Here is a 17,267-nt window from a genome sequence, read left to right as displayed (position 1 = left end):
CAAGCCAGCTTTTGGGGATTTTGAAAAAAATCTGTAAATGTTTGTAGAGCTTGTTATGAGACATGAGAACAGGGCATGGTTTCGTACAGAGGGATAGCGACGGTCATGGGTAAGTTAGTGGTTCTAAAATTCGGAGAGGGTAGTTTTGAGCAAGGGTTTGCTGTCACTCTCGAAATTGGTGAAGAACGCGAGCGTGCTACAGCAGAAGTTACAGGGAAACTACCTTCATTTCCCGAAATGCCACTCTATTACAGTCATTGGCAGTCTAGTTATCGGCAGATAGGCAATCGTTATCGTCTTCATGCTGACGAAATGCAGGTGACGAATGTATCCATGATTCAAGACTGCGAAAACGCTTCTCATATTTTGCAGGCCAGCTTTAATACCTGGCTACGAGCAGAGGAGTTTCGCCCTTTGAGGGAAAAATGGTTAGAAAAATTGTCATCCACCGAAGAAGTGCGGGTGATTTTGCAAACAGAAAATAGCCAATTACAGCTATTACCTTGGCATCTGTGGGATTTGTTAGAACGCTACCCCAAGGCTGAAATCGCCCTTTCTTCACCATCTTACGATCGCATTCAAAAACCAAGCACAAAAAATTCATTAGTCAACATTTTAGCGATTGTGGGCAATAGTCAGGGAATTGACACCCAGGCCGATCAAGCTTTACTGCAACAGTGTAGTAATGCAGAGGTTACCTTTCTGGTAGAACCACAACGTCAGGAATTGACTGACCATCTTTGGGGAAAAAACTGGGATATTCTCTTTTTTGCTGGGCATAGTTCTAGTAACAAAAATGGAGAAAGCGGACGAATTTACCTGAATAAAACTGATAGCCTCAGCATTGGCGAGTTAAAATATGCTTTGAAGAAAGCCATTGAAAAGGGCTTGCAACTAGCTATATTTAACTCCTGTGATGGATTGGGATTGGCGCGAGAACTGGCTGATTTGCAAATCCCTCAGATAATCGTCATGCGTGAACCTGTCCCAGACCTGGTTGCCAAGGAGTTCTTAAAGTATTTTCTCGAAGGTTTTGCCAGTGGCAAGTCTTTATATCAAGCGGTACGCCAAGCGCGGGAACGGTTACAAGGACTTGAGGATAAATTTCCTTGTGCGACTTGGCTACCAATAATTTGCCAAAATCCCGCGCAGATACCACCCACTTGGGATGAATTAAGGTCTACAGAAACTAAAAATACGCCAAATTTAGCTTTGTCAATCAGACACAGATTGACAACAACTTTGTTATCTAGTTTGGCGATTACAGCCTTGGTTTGTGGGGCAAGATTGGTGGGATTGCTGGAAAATCCAGAGATTGCAGCCTATGACTTGATGATGCGTCAGCGCCCTGCACAGGGACTTGATTCCCGACTGTTGATAATCACAATTGACGATGATGATTTGGCAATTCAAAGAAAAAATAACGAGGATTTGATTGGAGCTTCCATTTCCGAAAAATCTCTCAACAAACTCCTGGCAAAACTGAATCAATATCAACCTCGGGCGATCGGCTTGGATATCTACCGTGATTTTAAAGCCAAACAACCAGATTTAATTACTCGTCTGCAAAAAACTCAGAATTTGATTGGCGTATGTAAAGGGAGCGATGTCACAGCAAATATCTCAGGCAATCAGCCACCGCCAGAAATCCCCACAACAAATCTAGGATTCAGTGATTTTATTCACGATCGTGATGGAGTTATCCGTCGGCATCTTCTGTTCATGAACCAAGAGGTGACATCGTTGTGTCCTGCTTCCTTTGCATTTAGTCTAAAACTGGCATCCTTCTATCTGCGCCCTTCAGGAATTGAACCCAAGTTCACCCCTGAAGGGAATTTGCAGTTAGGTAAAACTATTTTTGAGAACCTGAAATCTCGTAGTGGCGGCTATCAAAATATTGATGCCAATGGCGGTCAAATCTTACTCAATTACCGTTCCCCAAAACAAATAGCCCAACAAGTGAAGCTAACCCAATTTTTATCTAGTCCAATTAACCCCAGTGCTATTAAAGATAAAATTGTTTTGATTGGTGTGGTGGCAAAGGGGGATTCTCCAGACACCTGGCCTACACCCTATGGCATTCCTTTAGATGAGCAAATGCCTGGAGTGATAGTACAAGCGCAGATGATCAGCCAAATCCTTAGTGCAGTGCAGGATGGGCGACCATTGCTGCGGGTTTGGTCATTTTGGGCTGAGGTGGCCTGGATTTGGGGCTGGTCTTTGATCGGGGGAGTTCTGGCTTGGCGAAACCTTTCCTTACCTTGGTTAGGATTGGCAGTTATTATTACCTTTAGTGTTCTATATTTAGTTTGTAGTCTATTAATTTTGGGTGCTTGGGTGCCTTTTGTACCTTCGGCTTTGTCGTTGGTTGTCACGGTTGGCTTGCTCTCAATATATACAACAATAAAAGCTCGGGTGAGTGGGTAATAGGGCAATACACTTAGTTAAGAAAATTTATACATTTAGGCAGTTAAGGGAAAATAATCTGATAATTGGATTGGACAGAAAAATTTGGATAATTTAATTTTTGAAGTTCAATAGGGAATGGGAAAGATTATTTTATAAAATTTGTGGATAACCAGCAGATAAATCTACAAAGTTTGCATACTTAAGGGAAGGTTTTTATGAAGTTAAATTCACAACCGATAAAACGGTTTTTAGTACTAGCTTTTAGCTGTACCATTTTACTAGTTAGCCTGACTCCAGTACTGGCAAAACCAACTCTTGATTCTTCAGCTAGCGACCGCGCTGGTGTTAAAACTAACCTTGCTCAAGCCACAGCCTTTAATGAACCCACACTTCCATCGGGTCCTGCTCCTACGGGTCGCGTTCGTGGTGGAGCGAAGCGCGGACCGATATGTCCAGTTACTGTTACTAAACCTGACCTAACTGCTTTAGTGCCTTTTACTGAAGAAGCTAACTCAGTGACTAATGTTTGGGGACAGACAACCGTAGAACACCCAAGTTGGTTTTTCTATGTGCCGTATACCAAAGATTTGCCCTATGAAGTTGAATTTGTGCTGCAAGATCAGGACTCTAACGAGATTTACCAAAAAGCGATCGCTCTCCCAGATAAAGCAGGAATCATCCGCGTTTCTCTACCTACCAATGCTCCTGCTTTGGCGCTAAACAAACAATATCGCTGGTTTTTAACCGTTAACTGTGACCAGCAAGTGAATTCTTCCCCGATTTTCGTCGCAGGAGTAATAGAACGAATCGAACTAAAACCAGCCGCTCTCAAAGAGCTACAAACCACAGAACCTCTAAAGCGCTATGCTATCTATGCCCAAAATGGGATATGGTATGAGGCACTGATGACACTAGCCCAACTGCGCGATCAAAATCCTAAAGATGCAGCACTAGAAGCAGAGTGGGAGAATTTGTTAAGCAGCATCCATTTAAATGATATTGCAGCAGAACCGATTATTTCGGAAAAACCTTAGAGGATGTTTGAAAAGTCGAAAATTATACTATAAGCCCAGCTTCTATTCCTCTTATTGAAAGGTCGAGAGGGTTTGTAAACCCACATTCCCTTGTAGGGAAGGGTTGCTCAAGGGGTTAGATTTCTGAGGACTAGATGTTAGTAATAATACTTTTCAAACAATCTCTTAGGAAGAAGAATTAAATAACATTTATATCCCAAGCTTACCTCAGCCTCAATGCCTCTCCGATATATTGGAGAGGTATCGTGATAAACCAAATCTTAGTTGAGAACCGTAGTTTTCACCCTCTCCCTAAATCCCTCTCCCAAATCTGGGAGAGGGAGTTTGAAATTCTGGCTCCCCCAAATCTGGGAGAGGGAGTTTGAAATTCTGGCTCCCCCAAATCTGGGAGAGGGAGTTTGAAATTCTGGCTCCCCCAAATCTGGGAGAGGGAGTTTGAAATTCTGGCTCCCCCAATCCCAAATCTGGGAGAGGGAGTTTGAAATTCTGGCTCCCCCAATCCCAAATCTGGGAGAGGGGTTGGGGGATGAGGGCAAATCCTTTTCATCATGGAAGAACTATAGGTTTCAAGATAGACGTGGTTTAATTGATGAAGTTTTGCATTTTATTTAATCCACGTTCCTAATCTTCTTTTTGCAAGATATCATCATCAATGCGTCGCTCCCGATTAATATTGGGATTTTCTGCTGTCCAATTATCATCTGCTCCCAGAGAGTCAGGAAGCATCACAAGCTCAGTCTCTTTTGTATGGTCATTCCCCCATTCATCCAAAACATCTTTTATCAGTACTTCTTGCAACCAAATCTTAGCGACAACAGTCAGGGGTAGAGCCAGAAATAATCCTAAAAAGCCGAAGAAAGTGACGAAAAATAGTTGGGCAATTAAGGTGATAGCGGGTAGCAATGAGACTTGATGCGCCATGACAACGGGCGTGATAAAATTACTCTCAGTCTGTTGAATAAAAAAGTAGAGAATTAAGACAGCGATCGCTTTCCAAGGTTCATCCAAGAAGGCGATCGCCATTGCTGGTATTACACTCATTGTGGGGCCTAGATTGGGAATTAAGTTAAAAAATCCCGCTAAAACCGCTAAAGCCAATGCTGCCTTGACATGCAAAATTGATAAGCCAATCAGACTCATTAGCCCTACTACACAGATGGCAATAAAAGCGCCTGTAATCCATCCCTCCAAAGAGACTTCACATTTATCTAAAATTCCATCTACCCGCCGTCGATAAAATGAGGGGAAAAGCCGCACAAATACTTTGCGGTAAGCCACAGGATCGGCTAACATCATTCCTGTTAAAACCAACACTAGCAAAATCTTGAGGACAACTTCCAAAGAGCCAGATACAAAGGCGAAGGAGTTTCCCAGCAGGCGATTGACGATGGGCTGTACTTGTTGGATGAGGCTATTGATATCTGGGATGTAAGGAACTAACTGGTTAGGAATACGAGTTCTCAGGGCATCAATCCAGCCATTAAAGCGCTCAAACCCTTTAGGAACCTGATTGGTTAGTTCTTGAAACTGCTGTGCAAATGGCGGTACAATTAGCCAGAAAAAACCCACAATACCTGCAAAAAAGATAGCTACTGCGAGGAGGACGGCGAATCCACGCCTCATGCCAAAGCGTTGGAAGCGTTTCGCTAACCGATTTAAGGTGGTGGCTAACACAACTGCGGCAAACATGAGCAAAAGCACTTCCTTAATTTGCCACAGGATGTATAAAGAAAGAAGTATGGCGATTAAGCCGATCCATTGACCGAGGTTCACAGGCTGACTCCCAACGGTTGGCGAGATGCAATTTTTTGGTAATTCAGCTAGATTAACCGATTTTAGTCACTTGTGCGTGGATGCTTGCCTTGTTAATTTTGTTTCTGTGCTTGGAATCGCCACAGTAGCGCGATCGCTATAATTACAATCGGCAACAATATTATAATTAGCGCGTTGGTTGCTGTCGCCGGAATTGATAGACTTGGCCCTGCATATTTAATCAATACAGATAACAAAGCCGAGAGTAAAAGCAGTTTCAGAACCAATCCTAGTTGATTTTGCATAAAAGTACAGCATACAAATTTTTGTGGTACACACGAAGCGCTGTACCGCCCAGTTTCTACAATAAACCTACATATACAATCCTTTGCAACTTTCTTTGGGAAATGCGAACGCTTTATTTACGTCAAACTCAACCAGCCAAAAACTTGTTCTACAGTCAGTTCCAATTCGATACCCTCAAGAATGGGTAATTTATCAGCACCTTCGTATAATTCCAATCGCCCTCCAGAAAAAAGCCCTAGCACACTTTCGTCTTCTGGGTTGATTAACCAGCCGAGTTCAGTACCATTGTGCGAACAATGCAATAATTTACTCAATACTTTTTTTAACCTTTGGTCTGGGGAAAGAATTTCAATTGCCCAGTCGGGATGAATATCAAAGCGGTTAGCAATTCTGCCAGATGAAGTTTTAAGAATTCTATCCCAGCGAAACACAGACACATCAGGGACGATAGAAGCACCGCCAAAGGTACAACGCAGTTCTGAGAAAGCGTAAGCAATTTTTTGGCTTTCAGTTACGTTATTAATGACATTACAAAATTTAGTCTGTAGTCGGCTATGTTCACCTTGAGGCATAGGTTTTTGAATGATTTCTCCATTGATAAAATCTGATGCTGGTTCAGTTTCTGGCAGTTTGAGGAACTCGTCTAAAGTTCGTTGGGGTTGAATTGCGATCGCCATAAGTCAATAGTATAGAGGGGATAGTTTTATTATGGGCGTGCGATCGCCCAATATAGTTCGGGTAAGAGAAGAGACGCGATATATAATTTTCGTTATATATATCGGAGAGGGATTGAGGGTGAGGTAATGCTAGGGACATAAATTGTATGTTATTTAATTCTTGTTCCTTAGTTGATTGCTAACTTACAAAGATTTTTGCAGAGAGTGCGATCGCTATCTAACAAATATTTTTCCCTTGCCACCCTAATTACGAATTACGAATTACGAATTACGAATTACGAATTAGTCCTCAACCTGCCGCAGTTCCTCCAATTCCTCTGGCGTGAGGGGATTATTTCCTGACTTCAGTGCTTCTATCCAGCGTAGCCGTCGCTGCTTGACATAGTAATCAAGTGCGCCACTGTCTACAGCAGCCTGAAAGTCTTCTAATGCCCCCGCCAAGTCACCAGTTAGTACTCTAGCTAGCCCTCGACTGTCTTGATAGCGTTTATTATCAGAGTCTAAAGTAACAACTTTTTCACAAACAGGAAGAACATTTTTAGCATAACCGTGTAAACAGCCAACCCAGCAAATGCTATTCCAAAATTCAGCAGAGTTTTTCAAACTAGGGTCAAATGTTTGGGCTTGCTTGAAAGCTTCCTGTGCTTCTTTAATTTTGCCTTCTCTAACCCAACTGATGCCCTGACTCAAGGCAACCGCAGCCGCAAAAGCTGAATCTTGCGTCAATGGAGATACAGCGACTGCTTCATGCAGCCCTTTGGCATTGAGCCATTTTGTGTTACTGTTCCATACCACTGCTTCGAGGTTAGCATCGCTAAGGTTAGCTTGGATGAGGTAGGCATCGCTGAGGTTGGCATAGCTAAGGTTAGCTTGGATGAGGTAGGCATCGCTGAGGTTGGCATAGCTAAGGTTAGCGTTCATGAGGTTGGTTTGACTGAGATCAGCACCCTTGAGGTTAGCATCGTCGAGGTTTGTCTCACTGAGGTTAGCATTCCTGAGGTCGGACTTGCTAAGGTCTGCATCGCTAAGGTCTGCACCGCTGAGGTCGGCACTGCTGAGGTTAGCACTGCTGAGGTTAGCTTGGATGAGGTAGGCATCACTGAGGTAGGCAAGGCAGAGGTTGGCACCGCTGAGGTAGGCAAGGCAGAGGTTGGCACCGCTGAGGTTGGCACCGCTGAGGTTGGCACCGCTGAGGTTGGCACCGCTGAGGTTGGCACCGCTGACGTTGACACCGCTGAGGTCGGCATCCCTGAGGTCGGCACCCCTGAGAAATAATCCTAAGTTGTTTTTAAAGGCAAAGATACCCAGGCAGTGACTATAGCCGATAATTCCGAGCAAGCGTTCTGAGTCAAATTCATTACTATCAGGTTTACCGCAAGAGTGAAAGCTAATTTTATTTTTTAATTCATCTTTTATTTGGGCATAGCGATGCAACTCTAAAAGCACAATCATCACATTCAGCCCTGTACACACATCCACCTGTCGCAATCCCAAGTGATTTTCTCGGTCTGGTACTTGCTCCCGCAATTGTTTTTTCTTCATCTGGGGCAGATTTACATCTTCTGCATCAATAAATTCCCCATCGCACCAACGAAAGTAGAAATCCTCTAATCTTTGGAAGAGTTGACACAAGCGTTCTCCATCGTGAAATTCTAAACTCTCAGCCAACAATCCCATCAAATATTCCACGATCGCAGGCGTTAAATTACCATACCCCAATAAATCGTAAATTTGCCTTTCCATTGCGAATGTACTAACCAAGTCTTCTTCGCGCTGACGCTTGCTAACTTTTGTTGTCCAATCCACAAAGCTTTCTAGTAACCGTTCTGCAAATAAAAACTCGCTAAAACTCTTGTGAACAAACTCAACTGAGCCGCCTTTATCGCCGGAAGCTGGTTTAATATAAAATGCCGTCAACAAATTATTGAGTAGCTTGTCTTGTTGATTTTTTTGGGAGCCATTTTCCTGTCTGGCATCCTGAATTAACTTTGCAACTGGGTTTTGGCTGTTTTTGAGGCGTGTTTCTAACATCGTCACTCTCGCAGATTCATTCCCAGACTGCACGACACACAAAGCGGCTTCGGTGAGAAACTGCCGCAAATCTTCACTTTCAAATCCAGTCAAGCGAGAGTTATCATTCTGATTTTCACTCTCACGCTGTTTTTCTAATACCCACTTTATTGATTCATCATAGATGCGGATTTTTGCCTTAATACCCTCTGCGCCTGCAAACATTTGGACGTTGAGACGCTTGTCTCGGTGCATCCGCGCCAGTAAATAAAGTAGTAAGGGTTCTCGTGCTAATTTATTTTTGACTTCATCAGGGCAAGCCTGTAAAAATTCTTCAAACTCACTCTTGTTAACTTGAGCCGCAACTGCCCATTTTTCCAGCCAGATTTGCTGAATAGAGTCATCCATTGGCTGAAGTTCGACGCGCTTCAAGCTTTTAGTTTGTGACAGGAAGCGTTCATTTCCTTGCAGCGCCAGGGGACGACCGGTAACTAAAAATTGATGATGGCAAAGGCGGTCTTTTTGAAACTGTTCCACCTGTTCTAAAAATTCCTTCAAGCCGCCAGTTGCTCGTCCTTCCAGCAACAACTCGTCAAACCCATCCAGTAAAAACAAAAAGCGAGTATTTTTATCTGTCAGCCAGCCGGAATCACTGGTGACAAAATCAAGATGTTGTAAATAGTTCTCTAAAGTATCAGTTAAATTATCTTTTAGTACGCGCAAATCTCGCAACCGAATCAAAATTGGGGTAAAACTGGGATGTAATTCTCGCTGTACCCAAGCCGCAAACATCCGACAAAAGACACTTTTCCCCCGTCCGGCTTCGCCCTGAATAAACAAAACTTGTTTGTGTTTTGTATCTGAGTCATTCAGTATATTCTTAACCCACGCTTCCAGTTCCACATTTGCATTGTCTTTAGCATCCAATTCTTTTACTTGCAAAGGTACATACAAATCCCGAAATGTAATATGGGTTTCATCAAAAATGTTTTCTTCTGGCTTTGGTTTAATTACCTGTTCCAAATAATCTTCAATATTCAGATTTTTCTCTAGCTTTTCTTTTCCTCCGGCGCTATACCATTTCCAAAGTTTGTCCGCTTTATCCCCGACTTCTACCAATGCGTCTTGCATATTTTCATCGGTGTGACGCGCTACTCGTTCAGTTAAGATTTTTGCTTCTGTTTCATCTAATCCCGCCTCTTGCAAGCGTTGCTGTAAAATCTGATTAAATGATTCTGCTAGTTGAGATTCATGGAAATAGAGAATAGCTTTTTTCACTTCCCGCGCATCAAATTCTTGCTCACCTAATTTCTGAATCTGCAAAGCTAAAGCATCAGACGCTGGAAGGTTTTGATCAATTTTCTGGAGTAATTCCAAATCTTTTTTGACAATATCCTGAAAGCTATCTATGTAAGCAGCCTGACTAACTAGCAGCACACAGTTTTCTAAACTTGGCTCTTTGTTGGTTGCATCAATAATAAACTTTAGGATGGTAATGGCGACGGGTGCAAAGGGAATTACTTCTTTAGTAATTTGACCAAGGGGAGAATTAAATACATCTAATAGCGACGAAATTTGTTCTACATAAGGTTTGAAGTTTTGAATATTAGACTTTTGCTCTTTGATGGCTTTTGCCAAATCAAGCACAGCTTTAGCAGCTTCGGCTCCAATCTTTGTTACCTCTACGCCTTGTCCCCAGTTTAAATCTTGAATGTTTTGTAAAAACTTCCAGAGTTTCGTCATCGCCATAGACTATTCTCCAATAGCATCAAGTTGGTAAAAATGCACTTGTATAGCGCTTATCGTTTGTATGCACTAGATTTTGACCTCACTTCTATTCCTCTCTTCCTTTTAGGAGAGAGGCTTTGAAATTTACTCCCCAACGCTACAAGGGTTGGGGGTTAGGTTTATATAGGACTCAACTGAGAACCGCTATATTACTTAACTGCTATATAAAACCTATATAAGTATAGACTTTATTTCTTACTTCGTAGGGAGCATGGGAGCGGTTAGCCCTCTGTAAGCTTTCACGATGAAGCCAACCGTGATAAATTAATAGCTGCATTCAGATCACGATCCATAGTAGGATCGCAGATACCACATTTATAAACTCTTTTTTTGAGTGGCATATCTTGAATATGTCTACAGTTAGAACAAGTTTTGGATGATGGATACCAACGATCTGCAATTACTATCTCGCAACCGAACTTTTTAGCTTTATATTCCAACTGTCTTCTCAACTCACCAAACCCACAATCAGATATTACTTGAACTAGCTTATGGTTTTTAACCATATTAGCTACTGCAAGGTCTTCGATAACTACTATCGCGTGGTTTTTGCAAAGATAAGTAGTTATTTTATGAAGAGTATCTTTTCTGAGATTTGCTACCCTAGAATGATGTTTGGGACTTCCAAGAAATAAATTATTCCAATAAACGAACCACTCCAGACACAGAGAACGCAGAGAGAAGAAATAGAGAGAGTTTTTGGGTCAGTTTTGAAACATTTTTTTATTTGGAAATCCCTTTAGCTAGCTGTCACTTGGCTTTATGTTTATTAGCAGAATCATTAGATATCTCCGAAAAAGAATGTAGAGACGCGAAATTTCGCGTCTCTACAAGGGTTTCATCCAGTTCAAAGACTCGTTAACGGAGATAAAAGGTGGATTCATCCAGTTCAAAGACTCGTTAACGGAGTTCAAAATGGATGAACAGACGCGATTAATCGCGTCTCTACTAACTGCGTTGCCAAATTTTAATTGTTTTATCCAAACTCCCGCTAACCAACATCTCACCGGAAGCTGTGAAGGCTAATGCTGTAACTATATGAGTATGACCTGTAAACGTACCCAGCAATTCCCCGGTTTGTAGATGCCACAACTTGATGGTTTTATCAGCACTACCGCTAGCGATAATTTGTCCATCGGGACTTAATGCGATCGCATATACTCTATCTCTATGCCCTTTAAGAGTATGCAGTAATTCCCCACTCTCCAATTGCCAAACTTTAATCGTTTGATCCCAGCTACCACTCACCAGCATTTTACCATCTGCACTAATCGCCAAAGAACGAACGATGTGAGAATGACCCATGAGGGTATGCAGTGGTTGTGCATCCTTTAAACTTTTGACTCCCGTCTGGGGTAAGGTGCGCCAGACTTTAATTTTGCGATAGCTACCTGTAACCAAGGTTTCCCCGTCTCGACTTAAAACTAGGGAATGAGCAGCTGTATCATCTAAAGAGAGGGCGATCGCTACCTGACGTTGCATCAAATCCCAAAACAGAATTTTTCTATCATCTCCGCCTGTCGCTAACATTCTCCCATCTGGAGTAAAGGCAGCACACCGCACTACCCCATTATGTTTGTGCAAAATATCTATCAAGTCTAAAGCCCCTACATGCCAAAGCTTAATTGTGGAATCTGCACCGCAACTAACTAAAGTCTGTCCATCTGAACTAAAAGCCAGGGAATTTACTTCATCCACCAGCCCAGATATTACCCAAGGATACTCTGATAATGTATCTATTAATTCACCCTTGCTTAAATCCCAGAGTTTTGTCTCTCCCCGACTACCACTTGCTAATATGGGTAAAGCTTTGCCATTATTACACCCGGAACTGAAAGCTAGGCAATTAATGCCTCTGTTGTGTCCTTGCAAAGTTTGCCAGCATTCCCAGTCACCGACTATATTCTTGAGGCAATGCTCTGATGGTAGAGTTTGTATTGTATGTGCGATCGCTAAATCATTAATTAATGGCGACGTGTCTTTTTTACTAATAAGTGATTCTAAATACCAACCCAACCCCCCCGCATACAACAAGTTACTCGGATTAATGTAGAGTTTTGGTTCATTAAGTTCAATTTGATTTGCAGGTAAAAAGCCTGTAATTATGCTCTGTTTTTCGTCGTATCCTAGCTTCGCTGTAGATGGATAAAACAAACACAGAAAAATTAATACTTGGTGCTTTATTAAGTCTTCTTGAGTAACCGACCACCTAATTTTGTCTTTCTTAATACCATTAAAACTTTCTCCATCAGCAACATAAACTTGAATACTCAGCTGAGGATTATCTTTTAGTACATAAGAAAATTTGCTTTCGCCACCCAAATTTCCCTCATCATCTAAAACCATGTTTTCCACAGTATCTTGTGATACCTTTTTTACCAATTTACCCAAACGTTCAGTTATCACCCCGTCAACAAGATGCTCCCGTAAAAGATAATCTTGGGCTTGTTGTTGGAAGTATTTGGGAAAAGGTATGGTGCAGTCAGGAGGTTCAGGATATTCAGGCGGTGTCGGCGGCGGATTTTTGGCAAGAACTTCTGCTTGTTGGCGAGAAAGTTCTTGGAGTCTAGCCAATGGCTCGCCCCAAATAGCCATAATTTCAGTGTGACAACCTTTTACTTGACTTTCTAGCAAAGATAAGTCGTAAGTTTTAGGTTTTTTCACACGTTGAAGGAAGTCAGCTTGTTGAGATTTGAGTAAGCTAATCCAATCCATCTGCATTCCTGCGGCAAACTATTGCATACCTACGGTAAGCTATACCAATGCAATTACTCAAGTTTATAACCTTAGTTAATTAAAAATTCAGTAATTTTAGTAGTCTAATAAAACACAGCAATTAGCAGATGTTTTCGGGAAAGATAGAGATTATTGCACTTAGACATTTCATAAACTGATGCAGTTGAAGTATATAGAATTAAATGATGTCAGTCAATTCTAACGGAGAGAGAGAATAAGATACTGTTTCCTTAAAAACAGTTATAGCTGTAAAGGAAAATTTAAAGTTAGACGGATTTAAAAGGTTGCTGTCACGTTAAGTCAACAAATCCCTACACAAAAAGAACCTAGTGGTCTGTCCCAAAAGTTTTCAGAGGTTCGTGGTGTTTATTCGTGGTGTTTAGATCCCCGACAACTTCTGCGAAGTCGGGGATCTCGCAGCGCCGCAAAATTAATGGGACAGACTACTAGTAGAGAAAGGCGAAAGTAAACCACCCATTCCCAATCAATGAAACCCTTGCGGTATAATAATTACGAATTATTTTAACCTTTGCATTTTGCTTGTCTGGATGTAGTACTTACATCTACGAATTAGGTTGCCAAGCGTTGCCGAGGTACGAATTATTTAAGCACGCCACCGGAGTATTTGACCCTTGACAGGGTTCACAAATTCTCGTCCTTCTGCGACAGACTTGGCATACTCTCGCTTTAACTGGTAATACCACTGCGCCTGCATATCTGAGTCTTTAATCAGCCGTAGCACAGGATTATACTTCAAACCAATCTGCTGCTTTTCTACAACCGTTCGGTCTTGACCAATGAAAGTCCGCGCCAGCAGATGTAGCAGTGGTTTGAAAAATCCTACCCAAGGAAGTGTCCAGTAAAGAGCAAAAGTTACCTCCGTTTCTGTGTCTGAAATGGGTGTAACTGCGGTTAAATTCACGACTCGATGGTTGCCAATTGTGGTTTCTTCGATTCTGACTCCAGGTAAACGAAAAGATATCTCCGTTTCCGGCACACCACCGCCAATCAGCCAGTATAATCGACCCCCATTCGCTGGTAATCGGTGTCGTCGCATCGTAAAGCCGTAGGGCGAAGCATCGAATTGCTTCACTTCTTCGTGCAGTTTTTCACTTCGCCACCACCAAGCGCGATGAACATAAGGTGAATGAGCAGGGTCCATCAGACCTACCACTGCATGATCTATAAAACAAGGGAATTTTACCACCTCTACGAACTGGTGAGAGCGATCGTCAAACCCTGGAATTACCGGAATCTCCATCTCCGAAGCAGGTTGAGGGTTATCGAGATCGGCTATATATATCCAGATGTTCCCTTGGGCTTCTCGGACTGTATATGAATGTACGTCAAAGCGCCTCAAATCCATCTGCTGTTCCTCTACAAGAGATGGAATCGCAGTGCAGCGCCCAGCCGGATCAAAACGCCAACCGTGGTAACAGCATTCCACTTCTTGCCCATTGAATCTACCACAACTCAAGGGGACACCGCGATGCGGACAAATGTCCGTCATCGCAGAGACTTTACCATCCTGGCTGCGGACTAGCAGCACCGGTTCTCCCAAAAAAATGCGGCTGATCATCATACCTGGCTTAATCTGATTACTAGGCAGAGCATAGTACCAAGTATTACGTAATACAAAGTTATCGTTATTTTTCATCACTAATTGCGTCTGCCTTTGTCACAACGAAAGTTCTGGTTTGTGGAAAGGAAGGTTATGCTTGAGAACATTCTTTTAGGGTTTTAATTGCTGTAAGTAAGTGGGCGCAAATAATCATCACTAGCTCGTAGTTGCGTTTTAGCGCTAAAGCGCAACTACGAGCCAAATACAGAGATTTTACTTTTCGTTAGATAGTTTGGTTTTATCTTGCCTACCTACTTAGGTAATTCTCTCAGATTTAGGTTGCTCTGGGAGAATTGTACGTGTGAAGTTGGATTATTCGCCAAAAATTTGGACAAATACCGTTCTTTTGCGCGGCCCATCCAACTCAAAAAACAATACAGATTGCCAGGTTCCCAGAGCTAATTTACCATTCACAATGGGGATTATCTCACTAGTTGTCAGCATCATTGCCATTAAATGAGAGTGAGCATTAATCGGTTCATCTTCGGGGACATCTCTTAAATGCAAGTCATTATGCAAATAGCTGTCTGATTCAGGTGCTAATTTTTGCAAGAATACTTTTATATCTTCTAACAATCTGACTTCATCTTCGTTGATAGCTAAAGCTGTTGTTGTGTGTTGAGAAAATACTAAAACTTGTCCATTTTTAATTGATGTTGAAGCAAGAAAATCTTGAATTTGTGGTGTTATATTATGAATATTAATTTTTGGTGTAGTTTCAATTTCAATTAACTTATTAATAATTGGCATCTCTTCAACTTTATATTTGGGATTACCGACAAGATTTCCTTGTCTATCTACTTACCTGGTTTTAGTATCCCTTAATAGGGGACAACCGACTAGTACACCTTGCTTGAAAATAAACTTCTCCCACATTGTATGTTTGCAACAATGTCGGAGTATGTCAAGTTTAAATTAGACATCTCCGATAATGAATGTAGAGACGAGAAATTTCGCGTCTCTACAAGGGTTTCAGGTTACGCATATTTAATTTCTGGAGATGTCTGTTGATGGGTCAACAAGTTTAGTTTGTAGTAAGGACTTTAGTCCTTATTTTCTAAGCACTAAAGTCCTTACTACAAACCCTCAAAAATACCTTGACAAAGTAGTAGGAGTATGTACAGGAAGAGGCAGGCGGAAGGGGGCTTTTTAGCTGGGGGAAATGACTCCTTTCTCTTGCTGTGGAAATGAAGGGGGGAACATGTTCTTACGTCCCCCACTTCTATTAAGTGGCTCTCGAATTGATTGGGGCGAATCCCAATTCTTTTTTATCCCCCTTGCTCCCTGCTAAGAGATCCCCTGTCTCTTGTTCAATCAATCGAAATCTGTTGAGGTCCACTTGCTTTGCCATTATGTGCATCTGTTGTGGTGCGCGTGTAACTATTGGAGCGGATCTGTTTATCCAGCCAGCTTTTTACGGGATCTTCTGCAAGATTGAGCCGAAGCACACCAGAGAATAACCCACCGACAAATGAGGCTGGATGCTGGATAAATTCTTTGAATATAGGTGACAATTCATTAATGAACATTTAAAGACTCCTGGCACTGCCATAAAAAATTATTACTTCTTAATTGATCGTAACTTGTTAAGCAATATATGGTTTAGGGTAACGAAAGATACAAATTTTTTTAGAGTTATAGAACTTCATTGCTTGCCGATGCTCTGCCAGAGTGCTATAGGTATAACCAATATTGTGAAGCGTTGTTGCCTCACCAGAGCGATCGCTCATTGCTCGGCGTGTCAAAAGAACTTGATAGTAGAGCAATAGCGCTTGTTTCGGTTTTCCTAAATCACTATATATTGAGGCAATATTATTTAAAGTGGTTGCTTCACCAAGCAAATTATTTACAGCTCGTTGAATTGGAAGCGCTGCTTGAAAATATTCTAGAGCTTCCTCAAACTTGCCTAAGACATTATAAACAAAACCAATACCATTTAGGGTTGTTGCCTCACCAGAAAAGTCACCTAACAATCGCCGCATCCTCAAAATTTGGTGTTGTAGCAACAATGCGCGTTTCGGTTCTCCTAACCAGGTATAAATTAGTGCTACATCATTAAGAGTAGAAATTTCACTTTGAGTATCTTGCGATCGCCTGCATATTGGTAGTGCTTGGTCAAAATATTTTAACGCTTGCGAAAAGCGTCCAAGACGGCTGTAGGTAGAGCCGAGATTGCTAAGTGCAATTGCTTGTGCTGGTGCGTTGCCAATTTCAACAGCAACCGAAAGCGCTTGATGAAAGCGCTCTAATGCTTTTTGAGGTTGCCAGCAACTTAGGTGAGCTAAACCAAGGTCATTTAATGTATAGCCTTCTCTGGCTCGATCTGGAATTGATCTAGCCAATTGGATTAGCTGGTTTGGCAGGGTTTCAAATTTATAAAACGGAATCGGTTAACCCACGCTACATTCACCTACAAAATTTACTATCAGAAGGGAGATGGGAAGACGCTGATCATGAAACTGCTGACAGGATGTGGGAAGTTGCCGGCAAATGGGAAGAACGCAGTCTTCAAGCAAAAGACTTTGAGAATTTTTCGTGCGAAGACTTACGTACTATAGATAATCTCTGGACAAAATACTCCAAACAACACTTTGGTTTTAGTATTCAGAGCCGCATCTTCCAATCAAGTGATGTAAAGAATGATTTTTTTAAGTTTATGAGTCAAATTGGGTGGGGAAAGTTAGATGAGAAGAGTAATGTTTTTTACTACGTGCCAAAACCTGAATATTCTCTTAGCGCTCCAGAAGGAGAGCTCCCCTGGACAGTAACTTATCAGGGTAGTGGTGATCGTAACGCATATATATCTAGCCCACATTCCGCACTTCATCCTGTAGTACATATACTGACAATAAAAGCTTCTATTTAATTTAAGTAGAAAGACTTAAATTACTTAATAACTAATATCACCAGTATTAGAGACATCGATATTTGCTT

The 17,267-nt window shown here is 41.8% G+C and carries 12 protein-coding genes and 1 pseudogene; 3 read left to right on the top strand and 10 right to left on the bottom strand.

Annotated features, from left to right (window positions below; translation table 11 throughout):
* Positions 1–105: 105 nt before the first annotated feature.
* A complete protein-coding gene (locus V7K32_RS23015; RefSeq protein ID WP_334996331.1) occupies positions 106–2,427 on the top strand; it encodes a CHASE2 domain-containing protein in 2,322 nt (773 codons plus the stop codon).
* Between the two features lie 197 nt (positions 2,428–2,624).
* Positions 2,625–3,443 (top strand): DUF928 domain-containing protein, encoded by an 819-nt coding sequence (locus V7K32_RS23010; RefSeq protein ID WP_334996282.1) that lies wholly within the window; start codon positions 2,625–2,627, stop codon positions 3,441–3,443.
* A gap of 621 nt (positions 3,444–4,064) precedes the next feature.
* Here V7K32_RS23010 and V7K32_RS23005 read toward each other — a convergent pair.
* The 10 genes and pseudogenes from V7K32_RS23005 to V7K32_RS22960 all read right to left on the bottom strand — a co-directional run.
* Positions 4,065–5,216, bottom strand: a complete 1,152-nt coding sequence (locus V7K32_RS23005; RefSeq protein ID WP_334996280.1) for an AI-2E family transporter — start codon at positions 5,214–5,216, stop codon at positions 4,065–4,067.
* Between the two features lie 92 nt (positions 5,217–5,308).
* Positions 5,309–5,500, bottom strand: a complete 192-nt coding sequence (locus tag V7K32_RS23000) for a hypothetical protein (protein WP_292832581.1) — start codon at positions 5,498–5,500, stop codon at positions 5,309–5,311.
* 117 nt (positions 5,501–5,617) lie between these two features.
* Positions 5,618–6,178, bottom strand: a complete 561-nt coding sequence (locus V7K32_RS22995) for a Uma2 family endonuclease (RefSeq protein WP_334996278.1) — start codon at positions 6,176–6,178, stop codon at positions 5,618–5,620.
* A gap of 282 nt (positions 6,179–6,460) precedes the next feature.
* Positions 6,461–9,937 (bottom strand): pentapeptide repeat-containing protein, encoded by a 3,477-nt coding sequence (locus V7K32_RS22990; RefSeq protein ID WP_334996276.1) that lies wholly within the window; start codon positions 9,935–9,937, stop codon positions 6,461–6,463.
* 278 nt (positions 9,938–10,215) lie between these two features.
* Positions 10,216–10,638, bottom strand: coding sequence for an RNA-guided endonuclease InsQ/TnpB family protein (locus V7K32_RS22985; RefSeq protein WP_334996329.1), 423 nt, complete (start codon positions 10,636–10,638; stop codon positions 10,216–10,218).
* Between the two features lie 286 nt (positions 10,639–10,924).
* Positions 10,925–12,691, bottom strand: a complete 1,767-nt coding sequence (locus V7K32_RS22980) for a WD40 repeat domain-containing protein (RefSeq protein WP_334996274.1) — start codon at positions 12,689–12,691, stop codon at positions 10,925–10,927.
* Between the two features lie 625 nt (positions 12,692–13,316).
* Complete coding sequence (locus V7K32_RS22975; protein ID WP_334996272.1) at positions 13,317–14,369, bottom strand: aromatic ring-hydroxylating dioxygenase subunit alpha; 1,053 nt, start codon at positions 14,367–14,369, stop codon at positions 13,317–13,319.
* Between the two features lie 276 nt (positions 14,370–14,645).
* Positions 14,646–15,083, bottom strand: a complete 438-nt coding sequence (locus tag V7K32_RS22970) for a secondary thiamine-phosphate synthase enzyme YjbQ (protein WP_334996270.1) — start codon at positions 15,081–15,083, stop codon at positions 14,646–14,648.
* Between the two features lie 560 nt (positions 15,084–15,643).
* Positions 15,644–15,862, bottom strand: a complete 219-nt coding sequence (locus tag V7K32_RS22965; protein ID WP_334996268.1) for a hypothetical protein — start codon at positions 15,860–15,862, stop codon at positions 15,644–15,646.
* A gap of 108 nt (positions 15,863–15,970) precedes the next feature.
* Positions 15,971–16,681 (bottom strand): annotated as a pseudogene (locus V7K32_RS22960) (tetratricopeptide repeat protein); the annotation flags it as partial.
* Positions 16,682–16,689: 8 nt separating this feature from the next.
* On the opposite strand from V7K32_RS22960, the gene V7K32_RS22955 reads away from it, so the two are divergent.
* Positions 16,690–17,199: a GUN4 domain-containing protein gene (locus tag V7K32_RS22955; RefSeq protein ID WP_334996266.1), complete on the top strand. Its 510-nt coding sequence runs from the start codon at positions 16,690–16,692 to the stop codon at positions 17,197–17,199.
* The last annotated feature ends 68 nt before the right edge of the window (positions 17,200–17,267 follow it).

The sequence above is a fragment of the Nostoc sp. genome, from assembly GCF_036917635.1.
Lineage (GTDB): Bacteria > Cyanobacteriota > Cyanobacteriia > Cyanobacteriales > Nostocaceae > Nostoc.
This window is presented reverse-complemented; position numbering and strand designations above follow the sequence as displayed.

Bases quoted from the DNA above. Each gene is read 5' to 3' on its own strand.
- V7K32_RS23015 (WP_334996331.1), top strand. From the start codon at position 106: ATGGGTAAGTTAGTGGTTCTAAAATTCGGAGAGGGTAGTTTTGAGCAA.
- V7K32_RS23010 (WP_334996282.1), top strand. From the start codon at position 2,625: ATGAAGTTAAATTCACAACCGATAAAACGGTTTTTAGTACTAGCTTTT.
- V7K32_RS23000 (WP_292832581.1), bottom strand. From the start codon at position 5,500: ATGCAAAATCAACTAGGATTGGTTCTGAAACTGCTTTTACTCTCGGCT.
- V7K32_RS22995 (WP_334996278.1), bottom strand. From the start codon at position 6,178: ATGGCGATCGCAATTCAACCCCAACGAACTTTAGACGAGTTCCTCAAA.
- V7K32_RS22990 (WP_334996276.1), bottom strand. From the start codon at position 9,937: ATGGCGATGACGAAACTCTGGAAGTTTTTACAAAACATTCAAGATTTA.
- V7K32_RS22980 (WP_334996274.1), bottom strand. From the start codon at position 12,691: ATGGATTGGATTAGCTTACTCAAATCTCAACAAGCTGACTTCCTTCAA.
- V7K32_RS22975 (WP_334996272.1), bottom strand. From the start codon at position 14,369: ATGAAAAATAACGATAACTTTGTATTACGTAATACTTGGTACTATGCT.
- V7K32_RS22970 (WP_334996270.1), bottom strand. From the start codon at position 15,083: ATGCCAATTATTAATAAGTTAATTGAAATTGAAACTACACCAAAAATT.
- V7K32_RS22965 (WP_334996268.1), bottom strand. From the start codon at position 15,862: ATGTTCATTAATGAATTGTCACCTATATTCAAAGAATTTATCCAGCAT.